Annotated in this window: 15 protein-coding genes, 1 tRNA gene, 2 rRNA genes and 1 pseudogene; 11 read left to right on the plus strand and 8 right to left on the minus strand. The window is 64.7% G+C overall.

The window, feature by feature from the left end:
* The 4 genes from VI340_RS15975 to VI340_RS15990 all read right to left on the minus strand — a co-directional run bounded on the left by VI340_RS15975 (nt 1) and on the right by VI340_RS15990 (nt 4,197).
* A complete protein-coding gene (locus tag VI340_RS15975; protein ID WP_008306889.1) occupies nt 1-999 on the minus strand; it encodes an alpha-ketoacid dehydrogenase subunit beta in 999 nt (332 codons plus the stop codon).
* The gene (gene pdhA / locus VI340_RS15980; RefSeq protein ID WP_336358718.1) at nt 996-2,102 is read right to left on the minus strand and encodes a pyruvate dehydrogenase (acetyl-transferring) E1 component subunit alpha; all 1,107 of its coding nucleotides are present in this window, start codon (nt 2,100-2,102) and stop codon (nt 996-998) included. The genes VI340_RS15975 and pdhA overlap by 4 nt, the downstream gene beginning before the upstream one ends.
* Before the next feature lie 172 nt (nt 2,103-2,274).
* Entirely contained in the window at nt 2,275-3,204 is a 930-nt protein-coding gene (gene lipA / locus VI340_RS15985; protein ID WP_336358719.1) for a lipoyl synthase, read from the minus strand.
* Between the two features lie 159 nt (nt 3,205-3,363).
* Nucleotides 3,364-4,197: a class I SAM-dependent methyltransferase gene (locus tag VI340_RS15990; protein WP_336358720.1), complete on the minus strand. Its 834-nt coding sequence runs from the start codon at nt 4,195-4,197 to the stop codon at nt 3,364-3,366.
* Nucleotides 4,198-4,384: 187 nt separating this feature from the next.
* Between VI340_RS15990 and VI340_RS15995 the strand changes: the two genes are divergently transcribed.
* Together VI340_RS15995 and VI340_RS16000 are read left to right on the plus strand one after the other, a co-directional pair.
* Complete coding sequence (locus tag VI340_RS15995) at nt 4,385-6,754, plus strand: DEAD/DEAH box helicase (protein WP_336329638.1); 2,370 nt, start codon at nt 4,385-4,387, stop codon at nt 6,752-6,754.
* Between the two features lie 205 nt (nt 6,755-6,959).
* Nucleotides 6,960-7,199, plus strand: coding sequence for a hypothetical protein (locus VI340_RS16000; protein ID WP_239642241.1), 240 nt, complete (start codon nt 6,960-6,962; stop codon nt 7,197-7,199).
* Between the two features lie 182 nt (nt 7,200-7,381).
* On the opposite strand, the gene VI340_RS16005 is transcribed toward VI340_RS16000, so the two are convergent.
* Entirely contained in the window at nt 7,382-8,038 is a 657-nt protein-coding gene (locus VI340_RS16005; RefSeq protein WP_336329620.1) for an HAD family hydrolase, read from the minus strand.
* A gap of 118 nt (nt 8,039-8,156) precedes the next feature.
* Between VI340_RS16005 and VI340_RS16010 the strand changes: the two genes are divergently transcribed.
* The 5 genes from VI340_RS16010 to pheT all read left to right on the plus strand — a co-directional run bounded on the left by VI340_RS16010 (nt 8,157) and on the right by pheT (nt 15,483).
* Nucleotides 8,157-8,879, plus strand: a complete 723-nt coding sequence (locus VI340_RS16010; protein WP_336358721.1) for a DUF91 domain-containing protein — start codon at nt 8,157-8,159, stop codon at nt 8,877-8,879.
* 262 nt (nt 8,880-9,141) lie between these two features.
* Nucleotides 9,142-10,146 carry a tRNA-intron lyase gene (gene endA / locus VI340_RS16015; RefSeq protein ID WP_336358722.1) on the plus strand — a complete coding sequence of 335 codons (1,005 nt, stop codon included), beginning with the start codon at nt 9,142-9,144 and terminating at the stop codon, nt 10,144-10,146.
* 133 nt (nt 10,147-10,279) lie between these two features.
* Nucleotides 10,280-11,929, plus strand: a complete 1,650-nt coding sequence (locus VI340_RS16020) for a tryptophan--tRNA ligase (protein WP_336358723.1) — start codon at nt 10,280-10,282, stop codon at nt 11,927-11,929.
* Between the two features lie 276 nt (nt 11,930-12,205).
* Nucleotides 12,206-13,717, plus strand: a complete 1,512-nt coding sequence (gene pheS, locus VI340_RS16025; RefSeq protein ID WP_336358724.1) for a phenylalanine--tRNA ligase subunit alpha — start codon at nt 12,206-12,208, stop codon at nt 13,715-13,717.
* Complete coding sequence (gene pheT / locus VI340_RS16030) at nt 13,717-15,483, plus strand: phenylalanine--tRNA ligase subunit beta (RefSeq protein ID WP_008306878.1); 1,767 nt, start codon at nt 13,717-13,719, stop codon at nt 15,481-15,483. The genes pheS and pheT overlap by 1 nt, the downstream gene beginning before the upstream one ends.
* A gap of 14 nt (nt 15,484-15,497) precedes the next feature.
* Here pheT and VI340_RS16035 read toward each other — a convergent pair.
* From VI340_RS16035 to VI340_RS16045, 3 genes and pseudogenes are all read right to left on the minus strand, one after another.
* Nucleotides 15,498-15,977 (minus strand): annotated as a pseudogene (locus VI340_RS16035) (RDD family protein).
* A gap of 39 nt (nt 15,978-16,016) precedes the next feature.
* On the minus strand, nt 16,017-17,069 hold the full coding sequence (locus tag VI340_RS16040) for a quinone-dependent dihydroorotate dehydrogenase (RefSeq protein WP_008306876.1): 1,053 nt from the start codon (nt 17,067-17,069) through the stop codon (nt 16,017-16,019).
* A 105-nt stretch (nt 17,070-17,174) separates the two neighbouring features.
* Nucleotides 17,175-17,372 (minus strand): hypothetical protein, encoded by a 198-nt coding sequence (locus VI340_RS16045; protein WP_004516407.1) that lies wholly within the window; start codon nt 17,370-17,372, stop codon nt 17,175-17,177.
* A gap of 248 nt (nt 17,373-17,620) precedes the next feature.
* On the opposite strand from VI340_RS16045, the gene VI340_RS16050 reads away from it, so the two are divergent.
* The 4 genes from VI340_RS16050 to VI340_RS16065 all read left to right on the plus strand — a co-directional run.
* Nucleotides 17,621-17,929 carry a non-histone chromosomal MC1 family protein gene (locus VI340_RS16050; protein WP_004516406.1) on the plus strand — a complete coding sequence of 103 codons (309 nt, stop codon included), beginning with the start codon at nt 17,621-17,623 and terminating at the stop codon, nt 17,927-17,929.
* Nucleotides 17,930-18,588: 659 nt separating this feature from the next.
* Nucleotides 18,589-20,060: ribosomal RNA gene (locus VI340_RS16055) — 16S ribosomal RNA — on the plus strand.
* 105 nt (nt 20,061-20,165) lie between these two features.
* Nucleotides 20,166-20,237, plus strand: a tRNA-Ala gene (locus VI340_RS16060).
* A gap of 202 nt (nt 20,238-20,439) precedes the next feature.
* A 23S ribosomal RNA gene (locus VI340_RS16065) occupies nt 20,440-20,926 on the plus strand; the annotation flags it as partial.

Below are 20,926 nucleotides of genomic sequence, written 5' to 3' on the forward strand. Positions count from 1 at the left end.
TCAGAACTCCACTGCCTCTCTGATACCGTCTTTGATGCGGGCGGGTTCGGGGAGGTAGTAGTCCTCCAGCGCGTATAGCGGGTAGGGCACGTCGAAGCCCGTCACCCGGGTGACGGGAGCCTCCTGGTACAACAGGACTTCCTCCTGAATGGTGGCGATAATCTCGCCGGCCAGTCCACCGGTCTTGGGGGCTTCATGGACGACAGTCGCTCGCCCGGTCTTCTTGAACGACTCGACGATGGCGTCAGTGTCCATCGGCGACAGCGTTCGCAGGTCGATCACCTCTGCGTCGATGCCCTCCTCGGCCAGTTCCTCGGCGGCTTCGACCGTCGGCCGGGTCATCGCGCCCCAGGTGAACACGGACACGTCGCTCCCCTCACGACGGACCTTCGCCTCACCCAGTTCGACCGTGTAGGGGTCGTCGGGGACCTCCTCGCGGAACGACCGGTAGATGAGCTTCGGTTCGAGGAAGATGACGGGGTCCGGGTCCCGGATGGCCGCCGTCAGCAGCCCCTTCGTCTCCTTCGGCGTCGACGGGACGACGACTTTCAGCCCCGCCTCGTGGACGTAGAACGCCTCCTTGGATTCGGAGTGATGTTCCGGCGCGCGGATGCCGCCGCCGTAGGGCGCGCGAACGGTGAGCGGGCAATTGTACCGGCCGCGGCTCCTGTTCCGAAGTCGGGCGGCGTGACTGACGATCTGGTCGAACGCGGGGTACATGAACCCGGAGAACTGCATCTCCGGCACCGGCCGGAGCCCGTAGGCGGCCATGCCGATGGCCGTTCCGACGATGCCGGCCTCCGCGAGCGGCGTGTCGATGACCCGCTGGTCACCGAACTCCTCGTGGAGTCCCTGCGTCGCCCGGAAGACGCCGCCGTTCTTCCCGACGTCTTCACCCATTACGACCACGTCTTCGTTCCGCTCCATCTCGCCGTAGAGGCCGTCACGGACGGCCTGTACGAGCGTCAAACTCTGTGTGTCTGCGTCCTGTGTACTCATTCCAGTAGCACCTCGTCGCCGTGTCGCTCGCGCAGGTCTTCGAGGTAGTCCAGTTGCTGTTCGAGTCGCTGTGGCATCTCCGCGTACACGTCCGCGAACATCTCCTCCGGTTCCGGTCGCTCGGTCGCCTCAGCCTCGTCGATAGCTGTGGCCACCTCCTCCTGAATCGATTCGTCGATGGCGCCGACCCGCTCGTCGTCGAGCAGGCCCTGGTCTCTGAGGAACGCCTCCATCCGCGGAATCGGGTCTTTCTGCTTCCAGTGCTCGACCTCGCTGTCGTCGCGGTACACCGACGGGTCGTCGGCGGTCGTGTGCGCGCCGAAGCGGTACTGCACTGCCTCGATCATCGTCGGGCGGAGTCCGTCCTCGGGCGGGTCGTGTGCCTTTTCGACGGCCTCGCGAGTCACCTGATACACCGCGAGCGGGTCCATCCCGTCGACCTGGACGCCGTCGAAGCCGTATGCGTTGGCCTTTTGTGCGAGCGTCTCGCTGGCCGTCTGGCGCTCCCGCGGGACCGAAATCGCCCACTGGTTGTTGTTACAGAAAAACACCGCCGGCACGTCGAACACGCCCGCGAAGTTCAGCCCCTCGTGGAAGTCGCCCTCGGAGGTCGCACCGTCTCCGAAGTACACGAGGGCAGCGGTGTCATCGCCCTTGAGCTTCGAGGCCCACGCGGCCCCGGTCGCGTGCGGAATCTGTGTCGCAATCGGGACCGCAAACGAGAACGCCTGTACGTCTTCCGGCGGCGAATTACCCGCCTCCGACCCCATCCAGTACAACAGGTCGTCCGACAGATTCCACCCCTTGACGTACATGGCGAGATGCTCCCGGTAGCTCGGGAAGGCCCAGTCGCCGTCGCGCAGAGCGAAGGCGCTGCCGACCTGCGAGGCCTCCTGTCCCGACATCGGGGGGTAGGTCCCCATCCGGCCCTGTCGTTGCAGACTCACCGCCCGCTGGTCGAAGTGCCGGCCGAGTTTGAGATACCGATACATCTCTACCAGTTCGTCGTCCGAGAGGTCCGGCACCGTTGCGCCGTCGACCACTGTCCCGTCTTCATCGAGAATCTGTACCCTGTCCGCTGGGTCGCGCTGGAGGACACTCATAGAAACCGCCTCCGTCGAAGTGGCATACGACGACTGTTCACTCGCACTACGTTTAGAGCTTTCGCGGGGCTGAAAAATATCTCCGACGTGGGTATTACTGGGAATACGGGGGTATAAGACACTCTGAAACGGTTTAAATTCTGCCCAATTTATTAGTGATAACTCCGATGTATCAGTTGTCAGCGCGCACTTTCGCCCGCGCCTCGTCTGCACTCTGGCCCTCACGCAGGACGCTCTCGACAAACAGTTCGCCGGCGCGGTAGGACGACCGGACCATCGGCCCCGAGGCGCAGTACAGGAAGTCGAACTCCTCCTCGGCGACCCGCTGCCAGGTATCGAAGGCGTCCGGATGGACGTACTCCGAGACCTCCAGATGCGAGCGGGAGGGCTGGAGGTACTGGCCGAAGGTGACCACGTCGACGCCGGCCTGCCGGAGGTCCGACAGCGTCTGGTACACCTCGTGGGCGTACTCGCCGACGCCCAGCATCAGGCTGGTCTTGCTGTAGCAGTCGCTCTCGCGGTCGACCTGCCGAAGCACCGAGAGGGACTGCTCGTAGCCCGCCCGGCGGTCCCGGACCGGCCACTGGAGGCGGTCGACCGTCTCGATGTTGTGGGCGATGACGTCCGGGTTGGCGTCGATGATCTTCCGGACGAGGTCCGGTTCTCCCTGGAAATCGGGAATGAGACACTCGACCAGAATCGACGGGTCGCGCTCTTTGATAGCGCGAATCGTCTCGGCGAAGTGGCCCGCGCCCTGGTCGGGGAGGTCGTCGCGGTCGACGCTGGTCAGCACCACGTAGTCCAGCCCGATCTCCGCGACGGCGTCGGCCACCTGTTGTGGCTCGTCGGGGTCTAACGGGTCCATCCCACCGGTTTCGACATCACAGAAGTTACAGCCCCGCGAACAGCGGTCGCCCATCAGCATGAACGTCGCCGTCCCCGGTCCATCGCGCCCGCTCCAGCACTCTCCGAGGTTGGGGCAGTTGGCCTCTTCACAGACCGTGTTGAGGTTGCGGTCCCGGAGCGTCTGCTTGATATCGGTGAACCGCTCGCCCGACGGTGGCCGCATCTTCAGCCAGTCAGGCTTGCGCGAACGACTCATTACCCGGAGTTAGGTTCGCCCGGTCAAAAACGTGCGGGGGTCGCGTGTTCCGTCACCCACTGTGTGGACGGACCATCGGACGGGCAGGCGGCCCAGCCGAAGCGACCGCCACTCGCTCGTGTCCCCACGAGCACACACTCTACTGTCCGCGTGGCCGACTCACGCCCGGCAGACGGAAAGCATGTGTGCGGACATGTCGACGGCGGTCCGGTCCGTACGGAGTTCGTCGACGAGCGCTCGCACACCGGCCCGCTGGTGCGCTGACAGCTCGTCAGCGGTCCCCCGGAGCGGGGCGGCGGCGAGTACTGACGCCAGCCCTTCCAGCCCGACCAGCGTCTCGACGGTTACTCCGCCCGCCTCTAACAGCGCCTCGAACTCGTCGGCGCGGAAGAAATGGGTCTCGGTGAACGCCGCGTCGTGCCCGAGTTGCGCCACGAAGGGGCGGTCGTAATCGCCCGTCTCGGCGAGTTCGGCCGCATGGACGAGGTGTTCCGACTCGCCGACCAGTGAGAGTACCAGCCAATTGAGCCGTCCCATGACGGACGCGAACACCGGACTCCCGGCTTTTGTTACCCGACGGACTTCCCGCACAGCGGCCGCCCGTTTGTCGGCGTCAAGCACATGCGAAAGCGGCCCACCCAGACACAGCGTCGCGTCGAATACGTCCCGGTCGAACCCGAGGTCGCGTACGTCGCCCGCCCCGACGGTCACCCGCTCCTCGTGTCCGTGTTCGGCGACTTTCTCCCGTGCGATAGCCCGCTGGCCCTCGCTTGGGTCGACGAGCGTGACATCGTATCCCTGTTCGGCCAGCCAGACGGCGTACCGACCAGCCCCGCCGCCTACGTCGAGGACGTGTCCCGTGTCGGGAAGGTTGGCTTCGAGCTGTTCGACGGTTCCCGTCCACTCTAACTGCCCGTGTAGCGTGGCTGCCAGGCGGTCCCACTCGCTCTCGTCGTTCTCGTCGTAGTAGTCCTCGGGGTCGCTGAGAGGCACGCTTGCGCACTGTCAGCCGGCCGGGTTAATTCTTGGCCAGTAGTGTGGGGCGCTCACAACGACCAGCCACACGGCGACCCCGCAAATGTGGCCACGTCTCACCCGCTTTCGCTCCCCCATAGAAACGCCTTTGCCGTCGCGGAACTGCGACTGTGACGTGCCATCCCGAACCGACAGCGAGCCGACTGTGGCGGTCGCGGAGGTACTCCCCGACTTTGCCGACGCCTTCCCCTTCGAGGAGTTCAACCGGATGCAGTCGGCGGCCCTGCCGGCCCTGCTGAACCGCGACGACAATGTCGTCGTCAGCGCGCCGACGGCCAGCGGGAAGACGGCGCTGGCTGAACTGGCCATCTGCAAGACGCTCGCCGAGGACGGGACCGCGCTGTTTCTCGCGCCGCTACGCGCACTCACAAACGAGAAGGAAAGCGAGTGGGAGCGCTTCGAGGAGTTGGGCTACTCCGTCTACGTCGTCACCGGCGAGCGAGACCTGAACCCCCGCCGCGCCGAGCGGGCCGACATCCTCGTGATGACGCCGGAGAAGGCCGACTCGGCCACCCGGAAACACGAAACGAGCCGCTACTCGTTCATCACTGACGTGGACTGCTGTGTCATCGACGAGGTCCACCTGCTGGATTCGGACCGGCGGGGGGCGGTGCTCGAAGTCACCGTCTCGCGGCTCCGCCGGCTCTGTGACCCGCGGGTCGTGGCGCTGTCGGCGACGATGCCGAACATCGACGACGTGGCCGACTGGCTCGACGCCCCCGAGGAGACGACCTTCGCCTTCGGCGAGGAGTACCGGCCCGTGCCGCTGAACGCCGACGTGAAGACCTACTCCCACGGCGAGAACGCCTTCGCCGACAAGTACCGGCGGCTCTACCGGGCGCTTGACCTCGCCGAGCCACACATCCGCGAGGAGGGCCAGGCGCTCGTGTTCGTCTCCTCGCGCCAGGACACGGTCCAGGCCGCGAAGAAGGCCCGCGACGAAATTGTCGAGCGAGATATCCCGATGGGTGCACGCGGGGACTACGATTTCCACAACGACGCCGCCGACCTCTCGAACGACACGCTCCGCCAGTCCGTACTGGACGGCGTGGGCTTTCACCACGCCGGCCTCGCGCGCGAGGACAAAAACAAAGTCGAGCAGTGGTTCAAGGAGGGGAAGATTCAGCTGCTCTTCTCGACCTCGACGCTGGCGTGGGGCGTGAACCTCCCCGCCCGCTGTGTCGTCATCCGCGACACCAAACTCCACGATCCCCTGGAGGGCGAGGTCGACATGAGTCCCCTTGACGTGCTCCAGATGCTCGGCCGCGCGGGCCGGCCCGGCTACGACGACATGGGGTACGCCTGGGTCGTCTGTGACCGCTCGGACGCCGACAAGTACCGCCGCCTGCTCCGGGACGGCAAGGAAATCGAGTCCCGACTCGCGGCGGAACTCGACGCCCACCTGAACGCCGAAATCGCGCTCGGGACCATCGACGACGTGGACGACGTGATGGACTGGCTCGCCACGACCTTTTATTACGCCCGCTCGCAGTCAGCCCCCGACGAGTACGACGCCGGCAGCGACCTCCGAAACCGGGTCAGTGACACGCTTTCCGCACTCGTCGACGAGGGCTTCGTCGAACAGGATGGCCTCAACGTCGAACCGACGCGGCTCGGCCAGCTAGCCTCGAAGTTCTACCTCCGACTCTCGACTGCGCGCCGGTTCGCGGACGTCGCCGAGCGCTGCCAGGACGCCGCCGACCCGGACTCCGCTGTCTCCGTTGACGCGGACGACCTGCTGACCGCAGTGGCCGGCGCGACGGAGTTCGACAGCGTCAGCGCCCGCTCCGACGAGGAGGACGCCGTCCACGCAGTTCTGGGAGACAGCGTCGACGACAGTCTCGACGCCGGCCAGCGGAAGGTGCTGGCCATCCTCCGCTCGGGCATGACCGGGACGACGCCCACGGAACTCAAAAGCGACGCGTGGGTCATCCGCCAGAACGCCCTTCGCCTGCTCGCGGCGATGCGGGAGTTCGTCGACACGCTGGGGCCGGCCCGCTACGCGAACCTGGCCTGTCGGGCCGAGGCCCGCGTCGAACACGGTATCAGCGCCGACGCCGTTGGGCTGACCGCCATCGACGGCGTCGGCAGCGGCCGTGCTGGTAAACTCGCCGCTGCGGGGCTCACGTCACCCGCCGACGTGGTCGAAGCCGGCGAAGACGGCCTCGTCCGGGCCGGACTCTCCGAGGGCGTCGCCGAGCAGGTGCTGGCGAACGCGCGGGACCTCCCCGTCGTCTCCATCGACTGGGGCGATTTCCCCGACACAATCGCGCCCGGCGACAACGATATGCGGGAGGTAACGGTCGAAAACACCGGGGGCAGCGCCCGCGCGGGCCTGCGGGTCACGGTCAACGGGCGTGAGATGACCGCCAAGCCGTCGTATCTCGGCGAGGCCACGCTTCCGGTGGCCGTCTTCGGCGCGGACGCGGACGAACTCACGTTCACCGTCGAGGTCGCGTTCCCCGCGCTGCCGCTCCCGACGATTACCGAAACCCGATCCGTGCTGGTCCGGTAATCGACGTTTCGACTGTCTCTCTGAAACGCGCTCAGATAGCTCGGTAAAATTTACAAAGCTATCTAAAAGCGTTACAGCGCTCCGTGAAACATCGCTGAAAGGTGCTGAAATCCGGTTAACATTCCGAAAAGAGCACGAATTATCCCCAAGGGTCTGGCGTTTATATGGGGGTATGGGTTCTTACGAAGAAGTGAGGAAGCCCACAATGTCCAGTGCATCGCCCTTCCGTTCCCCGATGGAAGCCGCCCCCAGTAGCCTTAGCCTCCGGTCACTCACTCGTCCCCTGCAATTCATCGCGTTCTGGCTGGCTATCGTCACGCCGCTGGCATATCCGCCGCTGCTGCTGGGCGGGCTGGACAGTCAGAGCTTCCTCATCTTCGTGGGTGTCGTTGCCCTCAACGTCTTCGGCCTGCTGGCGGGCCGAGGATACGGTGACCCCGCCTGATCTGGCCGGGTCTTTCCCCTCCGCGCCGGCATTTCACGCTGTTTTGTGACGCTCGAATCTCTGCACACCGTACTAACACCCGAACAGTATCGCTTCCCGGTCTCCGGCCCAGTTCCATACCGGATAGCTATTCGCTCCGCTTTTGAGTCGCCCCGCTATCTCAAAGAGACGGTACTCGGCTGTTATACACCGCCTAACAGCACCTCGCGTAGTGTCGCGGCGTCGTCCGCGATCTCGTGGACCATCGACAGGTCCGTCTCGTCGCCGTCGCCCCGGAATCCGACGGTCGTCATCCCGGCGGCGACGGCGGCGCGTGCGCCCGCGGTGGAGTCTTCGACGGCCCAGCAGTCCTCGGGCGCGACGCCGAGTTCTGCCGCGCCCCGCTCGTAGATGTCCGGCTCCGGCTTGCCGGGGCCGTCGATGTCGCCGGCACTGATGGCGACGTCGAACTTCGAGAGGAGGTCGAAGCGCTCGTCGGCCACGTCGATCCAGGCCCACGGCGCGGATGTCGTCAGCGCTAGCGCGACGCCGGCGTCCCGAAGGTCGTCGAGCAACTCGTGCGCCCCATCGAGGAAGGCCGCCTCTTCGCCGTAAATCCGCTCGCCGTGCTCCTCGAACAGGCCCTCGAATACCTCGCGGCTGATTTCGAGGTCGTACTCGGCGTCGAGGTCTGGATACACTTCCCGGTAGTTCCGACCGGTAATGGCGGCGACAGGGATGTCGTCGTTCGGTGCGGCCGTCGGAAGAATGTCCTCGCGCTGGGCACGGACCCAGTGCTCTTCGGACTGGACGAGCACGCCGTCCATATCGAAACAGACTGCCGCCGGTGGTTCGCTCATTGCCTCCCTGTCGCTCGGCGACGGCTTTGGCTGTTCCGACTCCGGGAGCGACGACCGCGCTACGAAGCCCCGTCGGCCGACTGAGGGTTTAAGTACCGGAACCCGGCCAGGTCGGCCCATGCACGACGGAACCCGTGTGATAGCTGGCGAGTGTACGACCGTTTTCGAGGGAACGCGCGAGCGGGAGCAGCGCGGCGACGTGCTCGTCGTCGTCAAACCGGACAATACCGTCCTCGTTCACGATGCCGAAGGGTATCAGCCGGTCGCGTGGCTCACGCGCGCCGAAAGCGTCACCATCGACGACGGCGCGGTGACCGCCCGCGACGGCGACGAACTCCTCCGGGTGGTCCCCCACGAGGAACACGGCAGTGCCCGCTATCCGGCCTCGAACGCCGGTGTCCCGGTGCGTGACTGCCCCGACTGCACCGGAACGCTGGTCCGCACCCGAAGCGACGTCACCTGTACCGGCTGTGACGCCGCCTACGGGATTCCGAGTGATGCCGCGGTCACCGGCGGCCGCTGTGACGACTGTGGGCTCCCTACGCTTCGGGTGGAACGCGGGCGGGCCTTCGAACTGTGTCTCGACCGGGACTGTGACTCGCTGGACGACGCTGTCACCGCGGCCTTCGACCGTGAGTGGGACTGTCCGAACTGCGACGGCGACCTGCTGATTCTCCGCCGGGGCGGCCTGCTCGCCGGCTGTGAACACTATCCCGACTGCGACACCGGCTTCTCGATGCCGTCCGGCGTCGTCGTCGGCGACTGCGACTGTGGCCTGCCGCTGTTCGAAACTGCCGGGGGAACGCGGTGTCTGGACAGCACCTGTTCGGAACTGGGGTGAGGTTTCAAGCCTGTGTTTGCTGGGGGTACAGTTCTGAACCTCCTGAAAGTCTACTTAGCCAGTATTACCCAACCGACACTAGGTGGGACTGAAAGGGCGAGACGCTGGAGGAAGGCGGCTGGTTCAAGCACCGCAGCGAAGCGAGGAGCGCAGACCGGCCCCCGACTCCAGCGTCTCGGGGCTTTCTGGCCCTTTGTGTCCACGACTGTGAAAACAGACCGGACCCGCAGGGGCTTTGTCGCCGCGGGAGCCACGTCAGGGCATGGAACTGACGCTCGACGGTGATGTCGTGCGGGCCGGCTACGAGGCGCGCGAGCGGTTCTACGACTCGCGGGGCTACGGCCAGGTCCGTAGCGGCGACATCGACCTAGCCCCGGTGGAGGCCGCACACCTCCTCTACCGCGGGGATATCGAGAGTATCGACGGGATGGACTTCCGGGCCTTCCTGGGGTCGGCGGCCGTCTCCGAGGTCGACTTTGCCGTCTACAAGGACCTGCGGGACCGCGGCTTCTACCTCACGCCGGCCCGCGAGGGCTGGGTCGACGACGACGCGGGCACGGACTTCGTGGTCTACCCGCGCGGGAAGGGGCCGTGGGATAACGAGGTGGCCTACCGGGTCCGGGTTGTCGGCGAGCGCGACACCGTCGCCGCCGCTGACCTCGGCGACTGCGTTCTTGCGGTCGTCGACGAGGAGAGTGAGGTCACGTACCTCGACACCGACCAGCGCGGCGTCGAGGGGACTAGCGACGCCGTCGTCCCGACCACGAACGGGGAACTGCTCGCCGAGCGGGTGGTGTGTTGGGAGCCGCCAGCGGAACTGTACGAGCAGGCGTTCTACGGCCAGCAACTCGGCGACGACGGTGCAGTCCAGCTCTCGCTCGTGGAAGCCGCGTATCTCGCACAGGAAGGTCTGCTCACGGTCGACGGCGGGGCCGACGCCATCGTCGAGCGGGGTCGCGAGGTCGAAGGCGACCGGTTCGACCGCCGGCTGGCCGTCTACGCCGCCTTGCGCGCCAGCGGCGTCGCGCCGAAGACCGGCTTCAAGTTCGGTGCGGACTTCCGGACCTACGCCGATGTCGAGAGCGCCGAGAACCTCGGGCACTCGGAGCTCCTCGTCCGAGTGCTGCCGGCCGGCCACCGGTTCGAGCCGCGGGACCTCGCGCTGGACGTGCGCCTGGCCCACGGCGTCCGGAAGACGATGGTGTTCGCGCTCACGGCGGACGGCGGCGACATTGAGTGGGTGGCTGTGGAGCGACTGACGCCCTGATTCGCTCACAGCCCAACAGTTGGTTGCACATCCGCCGATACGCCGCGTGACGTGGCGAACCGAAACGAACCCTTTTTGCGCCGACCGGGACCAAAGCACCTGTAACGTGGCTCACCGCGAGCCCACCACAGCCATGACAACGGACGACTCCCACCACGACGACGCATCGCCCGACGAGGACCGCCGCCAGTCGGGTGCCCAGTGGCGGGGGTCCGACGCGCTCTCCGGCGGCGAGCCGGTTCTCCCGGACGGCGGCACTGAGGCCGAAGGAGCCGACGAGGCGACGCTCGACCCGTGGGGCTCCTCGACCATCGCCGACTACCGCAAACTGTTCGAGCAGTTCGGCATCGAGGAGTTCGACGAGGTGCTCCCCGAAGTCCCCAACCCTCACTACCTGATGCGCCGGGGCGTCATCTTCGGCCACCGGGACTACCGACCGGTCGCCGAAGCGATGCGCAACGACGACCCCTTCGCCGCGCTGTCGGGGTTCATGCCGACCGGCGACCCCCACATCGGCCACAAGCTGGTCTTCGACGAGATCATCTGGCATCAACAGCAGGGCGGGGACGCTCACGCGCTTATCGCGGACCTCGAAGCCCACAGCGCCCGCGGGCTCTCGTGGGATGAAATCGACGAGCACGCGACGGACTACATCCTCTCGCTGCTCGCGCTCGGGTTCGACCCCGACGAGGGGACGCTGTACCGCCAGTCCGACAACCGCGAGGTGCAGGATCTGGCGTTCGAACTCGGTGCGGAGGCGAACTTCTCGGAACTGCAGGCCATCTACGACTTCGACGGCGAGACGGACGTCTCCCACATGCAGTCGGTCGTCACCCAGATGGCCGACATCCTCTACCCGCAACTGGACGGGCCGAAGCCGACGGTCATCCCTGTCGGCCCGGACCAGGACCCCCACATGCGGCTGGCCCGGGACCTCGCCGCGCGGATGCGGTTCTTCGGCGTGACGGAGGCCTTCGCCAGCTTCGAGGCCGACGCCGTCGAGCGGACGCTGCTCCGGCAGGCCTACGATGCTCGGGAGGAGTACGCCGAGGACGTCGACCGGCCCCGCTGTGGCGAGGCTGCCGACTGGCTCCGCGACCACCAGCCCGCGCCCGCCGACGCCCGCGAGTCCGTCGTCGCCAAACTCGACGAGGCGGGGAAGGAACCGCTCCGCCCGCGTATCCGCTTCCTCGACCGCAACGCCACCGACGGAGCCTTCGAGGCGCTCATCGAGGCCATCGACGGCGAGAAGCGGGTGTATGACGAGCACATCGACACGTTCGACCTCGACTACGCCGAGGCCGAGGAACTGGCCCGGCAGGTCGAACTCGACAACGGCGGCTACGGCTTCCAGCCGCCGTCCTCCATCTACCACCGGTTCATGACCGGCCTCACCGGCGGGAAAATGTCCTCCTCGATTCCCGCCTCGCACATCTCCTTGCTCGACGACCCGGAGGACGGCTACAACAAGGTCAAGTCGGCGACCACCGGCGGCCGCTCCACGGCGGAGGAACAGCGCGAGAAAGGTGGGAAAGCCGACGAGTGCCCGGTGTACGAGCTGTACGCCTACCTGCTCTCGGGTGACGACGACGAGTTCGCCAAGGAAGTGTACGACGAGTGCGTCGGCGGCGAGCGCCTCTGTGGGGGCTGCAAGGAGCAGGCAGCCGAACTGATGGCCGAGTTCCTCGAAGACCATCAGGAGAAACGCGAAGAGTGGGAGGACAAGCTCGACGAACTCGATATCGACCTCGACTCCGACCGCGCACCGACGAGCGCGGACTGACTACCGGGTCGAGACACCCCATCTCGTGTCGGGACGAGTACACGCGCAACGCTTTTAGCCGCTAATCACAATCGCTCAGATATGGCACCCGAATCCCACCGTGCCGGCGTCGCTCGCCAGCTATCCGACAGTCCGGGGTTCGGCTTCTTTTTCACTGCCTGACCGTGCGTGGACTCTGACGGCGTCGAGAGGCGTAGTCGGACGAAACCGCGAGCAGGAAGTGAGAACCGTTAACTGAGCGACCCGCGGTTATCCCCACAAGACCGAGACACCCGTATGAAACGACCACAGGCACAGGTGGCCGTCCTGCAGGCCGCCGACGCACAGGAAGACAGGCGTATCGACGACGTGGCCGCAGACGCAGACCTCAAACCGGAAGCGGCCACCAGAGCGGCGTTCGAACTCGAAGCCGACGGGCTGGTGTCCGTCGCTGAGGAGACGCTGGAACACTACGAACTCACCGACGAGGGCGACCAGTACGTCCGCGAGAGCCTGCCCGAACAGGACCTCTACGAGGCAGCTATCGACGCTGGCGCTGCCGACGGACCAGTCCAGATGGGACAGGCCATTGGCGCGTCCGGCCTCGAGGGCGGCGCGGTCGACATCGCGCTCTCGAACTACGCCCGCAAAGCCTACGGCGAGATCGATAGCGGCGAGATCACGGCCAACCCGGACGCCGATCCCGGGTCCGATCCCGAGATGTTGGCGCTGGAGGCCGTCGCAGATGGACGCGTCGAAGACGCCGACGCGGACGCGCTCGACCAGCTGGAACGGCGTGGCCTCCTCAATGTCCGTGAGGAGACCGTCCGCTCGGTCCAACTCACCGACGACGGCGTCACCGCGCTGATGGAGGGCGTCGAAGCCGCCGAGACCGTCGACCAGCTCACCCCCGAGCTGCTCACCAGCGGTGAGTGGGAAGACGTGGCCTTCACCGAGTACAACGTCGAGGCCGACGCCGAGGACGTGAGCCACGGCAAGGAACACATCCTCCGCCAGACGGCCAACCGCGTGAAGGACACCTTGGTCGGCATGGGCTTTTCCGAGATGGAAGGCCCCCACGCCGACGCCCAGTTCTGGATCAACGACTGCCTGTTCATGCCACAGGACCACCCGGCGCGAACCCACTGGGACCAGTTCGCGCTGGAAGAACCCGAGGAAATCGGTGAACTCCCCGAAGACCTCGTCGAGCGGGTCCGCTCGGCGCACAAGGAGGGTGTTGGCCCCGACGGCGAGGGGTATCACTCGCCGTGGACCGAGGACATCGCCCGCGGGATGGACCTCCGTGGCCACACTACCTCGCTGTCGATGCGCTACCTCTCGGGCCATCAGGTCGGTGAGTTGGACCCACCGGAGCGCTACTTCAGCGTCGAGAAGGTGTACCGCAACGACACGCTCGACCCGACGCACCTGCTCGAGTTCTTCCAGATCGAGGGCTGGGTGATGGCCGAGGACCTCTCCGTGCGGGACCTGATGGGGACGTTCACGGAGTTCTACGAGCAGTTCGGCATCACCGACCTGGAGTTCAAGCCCCACTACAACCCCTACACGGAGCCGAGCTTCGAACTGTTCGGCACCCACCCCGAGACCGGCGAGGTCGTCGAGGTCGGGAACTCCGGAATCTTCCGCGACGAGGTGCTCACGCCGCTTGGCGTCGACTGCGACGTGATGGCGTGGGGCCTCTCGCTCGAACGACTACTCATGCTCATGTACGGCTTCGAGGACATCCGCGACGTGCACGGGACGCTCTGTGACCTTGAACTGCTGCGGGAGACGGAGGTGATTCGCTGATGCCGGTCGTCGACGTCGACCCCGACGAACTGCGGTATCTGACCGGTCACAGCGAGAAAGACGACGACGAACTCAAGTCGGACCTGTTCAATCTCGGGCTGGAGTTCGAGGGCTGGACCGAGGACGACGAGTTCCAACTGGAGTTCGCCCCGGACCGACTGGACCGCCTCTCCGTCGAGGGGGTCGCGCGCTCGCTGCGCTACCACTACGGCGACGACCGCGGCGTGGAGGTCCCCAACACGAACAGCGCCGACTGGACCATCGAGGTCGAGGACCAGCCCGACGAACGCCCGTACGTGACCGGCGCTATCGTCCGCGGGCTGGACATGGACGAGGCCGCGCTGGAGTCGCTCATCCAACTGCAGGAGAAGCTCCACGCGACGATGGGCCGCAAGCGGGCGAAAGGCGCGATTGGGGTCCACGACCTCACAATGTTGAAAGGCGATTCGGTCACGGACGAGACGGGCAAGTCAATCACCTACACCAGCGCGGACCCCGACGAAGCGACGTTCGTCCCGCTGGACGCCGACGCGGAGATGACTCCCAGCGAGGTCATGGCGTCCCACGAGACCGGGCAGACCTACGGCGACCTCGTGGCCGACTTCGACCGCGTACCGGCCATCTACGACGCCATCGGGCTGTTCTCGTTCCCGCCGGTCATCAACGGCCGTCGGACCGAGGTCAGCGTCGACTCCCGGGACCTGTTCATCGAGATGACCGGGACCGACCAGTGGACCATCGACCACATGTGTAACATCGTCTGCTACGCGCTCGCCGCCCGCGGCGGCCAGGTCGAGAAAGTCGACGTGGCATACGCCGACGATGCGCCCGGCGAATACGCCGGCAAGACGCTGGAGCGTCCTGACTTCTCTGTCCGGACGAAGACGGTCACCCACGACCGCATCGAATCCATCCTCGGCGTCTCGCTGGACAGCCGCGAGGTAATCGACTACGCCGAGCGGGCCGGCCTCGACGCGACCGAAACGGAATCCGACGACGGCGTGGCCTACGAGGTTGAGGTTCCGCCCTACCGCGTCGACGTCATCCACCCGCTGGATATCATCGACGACATCGGCCGAGCGCTCGGGTTCAACAGCCTCGAACCGACCTACCCCGACGTGTCGACGGTCGGCGGTCGCCACGAGCGGTCCCGGCTTGAGGACGCCGCCCGCGACGCTCTGGTTGGGTTGGGCTTCGAGGACCTGCTGAACTTCCACATGATAAACGAGGCCGAGAACTTCGAGCGGATGGGGTTGTCGGTCCCACGGACCGACGAACAGGCGAGCGGTGGCAACCGCGAGCAGGCCGTCGGCGAGGCCGACCCGGTCACCATCCAGGAGCCCTACAGCGAGGACTACACCATCCTCCGGACGTGGGCGCTCCCCTCCGTCATGATGGTGCTGGAGAACAACACTCACCGGAGCTACCCGCAGGACCTCGCCGAAATCGGGCTGGCCGCCGGCCTCGACGACTCGGAGAACACCGGCGTCGCCGAGCACCGCACCGTCGCGGCCGCGCTCGCGCGCACGGACGCCTCCTACGAGGACGCCAAGGCCCGCCTGCAGGCGCTCGCCGACGCCTTCGACAAGGACCTCGAAACGCCCCCGACCACGCATCCGTCGTTCATCGACGGCCGCGCCGCCGAGGTCGTCCTCGACGGCGAGTCAGTCGGCGTCATCGGAGAGGTTCATCCCAAGGTACTCGTCGAGCATGACCTGGAACTGCCAGTGGCGGCCTTCGAGTTCCGACTGGACGCGCTGGAGTAACGCGAGCGGTTGGCCTATCGCTCGTCCGGATACACGTACTCCACGTCGCTTGGCTTCCCGGCCTCCTCCTCGTCGGTCTCGATGACGACGGTTGAGGAGAGCTTGTTGAACAGCCGAAGCCCTTCTTCTTCGTACACCAGCCAGCCGACGAGGATGTCTATCGGAAGCAGGAACGCCTTCCCGAAGCTCTCGATGGCTGCCGTGCCGTAATCGATGGCGTTGCCGCGTTCGTCCGTGACGGCGATGTTCATCACCATCTTCCCGACCGACTGGCCCTGCCGGCCTTCGAGAGCTGTCCAGTAAACGAACAGGCCGAGTCCGTTCAGGCCGGTGAACGGCGTGGTCACTGAGAGGCTGCCGGTAAGGAGCGAGAACACGCCAGCGGCCTCGCCTAGTGCGGAAAGGACGACACCGACGAGCAGGACGTCGAGGAGCCAGGCGAGAAAGCGGTCGTCTCAGGAGGCGATGTGCAGGGTGCGGCGACTGTCATCCATGCTGGCGGTTCGCCGCAACTATACTTCAAGATTCGCCGGCTACAGGTCCGCGCCGACGGCGTCCGCGACCGAGTCGAAGCCGTCCTCCGCGAGCAGGTCGAGCAGCCCCTCGTTGATTTCGCGAGCGATGGACGGACCGCGGTACACCAGGCCGGTGTACAGTTGGACGAGCGAGGCTCCGGCGCGGATCTTCCTGTACGCGCCCTCCGGTGTCGAGACGCCGCCGACGCCGACGACGGGCACGTCGACACGCTCGGCGACGAACCGCACCATCTCGGTCGCCTGGTTTTCGATCGGCTTCCCGGAAAGGCCACCCGTCTCGACCGCGTTCGGCGAGCGTAAGCTGGCGGGCCGTTCCGTCGTCGTATTCGTCGCAACGACGCCGTCCAGGTCGAGTTCGGTTACCAGGTCCAGCGCGTCCTCGACTGCCGGCTCGGGGAGGTCAGGCGAAAGCTTCACGAGCAGCGGGGCCGCGCCCGCGTTCTGGAGTTCGCCGAGGATGGCTTCCATCGCGTCGCGGTTCTGGAGCTCCTCGAATCCTTCCGAGTTGGGACAGGAGACGTTGACGACGAAGAAGTCCCCGCCTTCGGCGACGTGTTCGTACGTGGTCCGGTAGTCCTCGGGGGCCTCGCTCGTTCCGACGTGTTCCGTCTTAGCGATGTTGACGCCGACCGGGAACGGCGCATCGACGTTCTTCAGCCGCTCGCCGATGACGATGGCCCCGTCGTTGTTCAGGCCCATTCGGTTGATGATGGCCTCGTCCTCCCTGAGCCGGAACATCCGCGGGCGGGCGTTGCCGGCCTGTGGCTCGGCCGTGACGCCGCCGACCTCGGCGAAGCCGAAGCCGAGCGACGCCAGCGCTCCGGGGATGGTCGCGTTCTTGTCGAAGCCGGCCGCGACCCCAACTGGGTTGTCGAAGGTCTGGTCGAACGCCTCTACTGCGAGTCGGTCGTCAGCGACGGTGTAGCGGTCGGCCATCGCCTCGGCGACCCGCGTTCCGTCGACTGCTTCCAGCAGTCGGTGGACGCTCCGGTTGGCAGTTTCGGCTGGCAGTGAAAACAGGAGTGGTTTCGCGATATCGTAGGGTCTCATTGTGATGGTAGTCCGGTTGGCCCGAAAAACAGTGGTGATCGGTTGATATCGGGCGATGGCTCCGGCATCTCCGCCCGGTGGCACTGTGTCACCGTCGATGGTGCCTCAAAAGTCGTGTTCGACCTCTTCGGGGTCGGCCTTCTGGATGATAATCTTGTTGTCACGGACGCGAACGAACACCTCGTCGCCGATCTCCATCCCGGCCACGGCCAGCTCGTCTTCGTGAATGTTGATATGTACGTTGTGGTACTCGCCGTCCTCATCTTTGGCGCCACTCGGGCTGAGCTTCTTCTTTCGCACCATCGCGCTATCCTACTCCGCACTTCACCGCAGGATACACTTAAGTCTACCGTGCCGCCGGTCGCTGGCTGGCGGTTTTGTGGACGCGCGTGACGATTTCAGTCCGAATATTTGCCTTGAATTGGCCGGTTTCGGAGGTCGAAACACCACGCGACGGCATCAGTGTATAAAAGCATCCCCCGACGGAGGGCGGATTGGGGGGTATATTTATGTTCTGCCATGTGCTGAATTGGCATGGAGCGGTGAAATCCATGGCACCCGACAGTGACAAGCGCAACTTCGCACTGCGCGAAGACGGTGACGAATCGAGCGTCTTCTCGGGCGGAACACCTCGACAGGCTGCGCTGAAGGCAGCACGTCGACTCGAGCCGGCCGACGGTGAAGATCAGGCTGACCCTGAGGAGATACGACTACGGGAGAAAGGAACCCACAAAGTCCACATCTACGAGGCGTGGGCATGGGTCGAGGAGGCACCCGACGACAAACCCGACTGGATGCCCGGCGACATCACGAAAGGGAACGTCTCGAAGCAGGGCGTCGAACACCTAGACGAGATCTAGGTCGCATTCCCGACATTTTCGGTGCAACGCCTGGTCGGTAGCGGCTGCTGAACTGTTCGTGCGCGCGCGGAGTCGACGTCTGTTTCGGCGTCCCATTCCCGACACGCCGTACTGACCGTCTGCAGTCGTGTGCAACACTCTCCCCCGTGTAATCTTGTCCCGTAGGCGACTCCCTTCGACGGGGTTAAGTGTGGCTCACCCATCGGAATGAAATGCGAACGCGGTCAGGGGCCGACGCCCCCGAACGAACGCACTCGTTCCGATGCCCTTAAGTGTAATAGAGCACTCGGAATGAACGCGAAGGTCGCTCGCGTCGTGCGGTTCGACGCGATCCCGATCCGATGCCCTTAAGTGTAACAGGGCGCTCGGAATGAACGCGAACGACGTTCGGTCGGGGTGTTGAACCCCTGCCGATACGGACCAGGCGGGGCCGGCTCGCCAACGAAACTCGAAGCCTTTATGGTGGCTTCGAGACAACAATCAGGTCCGAAGAAATGAGGATTCCACCCCTGCGGTCCGCCGTCAAGATGGGATCTGATGTTAGCCCTGATAGTTCGGTGACACTCGGTCGACGGGTGTCCTCGAACACCCTTCGATAGCGACCACACCCATCATATGGGTGTGATCCCGCCTAACCCCCCGGCATTGTGCCGGGATACATTCCGGTTGATCCTGCCGGAGGCCATTGCTATCGGAGTCCGATTTAGCCATGCTAGTCGCACGGGCTTAGACCCGTGGCATATAGCTCAGTAACACGTGGCCAAACTGCCCTACAGACCGCGATAACCTCGGGAAACTGAGGCCAATAGCGGATATAACTCTCATGCTGGAGTGCCGAGAGTTAGAAACGTTCCGGCGCTGTAGGATGTGGCTGCGGCCGATTAGGTAGATGGTGGGGTAACGGCCCACCATGCCGATAATCGGTACGGGTTGTGAGAGCAAGAACCCGGAGACGGTATCTGAGACAAGATACCGGGCCCTACGGGGCGCAGCAGGCGCGAAACCTTTACACTGCACGACAGTGCGATAGGGGGACTCCGAGTGTGAGGGCATATAGCCCTCGCTTTTCTGTACCGTAAGGTGGTACAGGAACAAGGACTGGGCAAGACCGGTGCCAGCCGCCGCGGTAATACCGGCAGTCCAAGTGATGGCCGATATTATTGGGCCTAAAGCGTCCGTAGCCGGCCGGACAAGTCCGTTGGGAAATCGACGCGCTCAACGCGTCGGCGTCCAGCGGAAACTGTCCGGCTTGGGGCCGGAAGACCTGAGGGGTACGTCCGGGGTAGGAGTGAAATCCTGTAATCCTGGACGGACCACCAATGGGGAAACCACCTCAGGAAGACGGACCCGACGGTGAGGGACGAAAGCTAGGGTCTCGAACCGGATTAGATACCCGGGTAGTCCTAGCTGTAAACGATGCTCGCTAGGTGTGCCGTAGGCTACGAGCCTGCGCTGCGCCCTAGGGAAGCCGAGAAGCGAGCCGCCTGGGAAGTACGTCTGCAAGGATGAAACTTAAAGGAATTGGCGGGGGAGCACCACAACCGGAGGAGCCTGCGGTTTAATTGGACTCAACGCCGGACATCTCACCGGTCCCGACAGTAGTAATGACGGTCAGGTTGACGACTTTACCCGACGCTACTGAGAGGAGGTGCATGGCCGCCGTCAGCTCGTACCGTGAGGCGTCCTGTTAAGTCAGGCAACGAGCGAGACCCGCACTTCTAGTTGCCAGCAATACCCTTGAGGTAGTTGGGTACACTAGGAGGACTGCCGCTGCTAAAGCGGAGGAAGGAACGGGCAACGGTAGGTCAGTATGCCCCGAATGGACCGGGCAACACGCGGGCTACAATGGCTATGACAGTGGGATGCAACGCCGAGAGGCGACGCTAATCTCCAAACGTAGTCGTAGTTCGGATTGCGGGCTGAAACCCGCCCGCATGAAGCTGGATTCGGTAGTAATCGCGTGTCAGAAGCGCGCGGTGAATACGTCCCTGCTCCTTGCACACACCGCCCGTCAAAGCACCCGAGTGGGGTCCGGATGAGGCCGTCATGCGACGGTCGAATCTGGGCTCCGCAAGGGGGCTTAAGTCGTAACAAGGTAGCCGTAGAGGAATCTGTGGCTGGATCACCTCCTACTGATCGGGATCAGGCCTCTGGCCTGACCCACCTTTCGGTGTTCGAGAACTCTGTCGACCGGGCACCTATGAACTATCAGGGCTAACAACCGTGCGGATCTGCCGGGCCCATAGCTCAGCGGGAGAGCGCCGCCTTTGCAAGGCGGAGGCCCTGGGTTCAAATCCCAGTGGGTCCATACGACGTGCCAGCCCCGAACCGTGCCCCTTAAGTGTGGGACGGCGATGGGATATGGTACGACGACAGATGCACCAGGCCGGGTGAAACCGAGCCTGGGAAGGGTCGATTCGCCCACCATCTCCACCTTGGGGGCGAGTATGAAACCGTGTGTACGTGCGATCCAGGCGTCCACTGGACTCGTTCAGTTGAACGAGTCACAACGACGTTGGCTACTATGCCAGCTGGTGGATTGCTCGGCTCAGGCGCTGATGAAGGACGTGCCAAGCTGCGATAAGCTGTGGGGAGCCGCACGGAGGCGAAGAACCACAGATTTCCGAATGAGAATCTCTCTAACAATTGCTTCGCGCAATGAGGAACCCCGAGAACTGAAACATCTCAGTATCGGGAGGAAAAGAAAACGCAACGTGATGTCGTTAGTAACCGCGAGTGAACGCGATACAGCCCAAACCGAAGCCCTCACGGGCAATGTGGTGTCCGGGCTACCTCTCATCAGCCGACCGTCTTCACGAAGTCTCTTGGAACAGAGCGTGATACAGGGTGACAACCCCGTACTGAAGACCAGTACGCTGTGCGGTAGTGCCAGAGTAGCGGGGGTTGGATATCCCTCGCGAATAACGCAGGCATCGACTGCGAAGGCTAAACACAACCTGAGACCGATAGTGAACAAGTAGTGTGAACGAACGCTGC

It is taken from the genome of Haloarcula sp. CGMCC 1.6347 (genome assembly GCF_037078395.1).
Classification (GTDB): Archaea; Halobacteriota; Halobacteria; order Halobacteriales; family Haloarculaceae; genus Haloarcula; species Haloarcula amylolytica.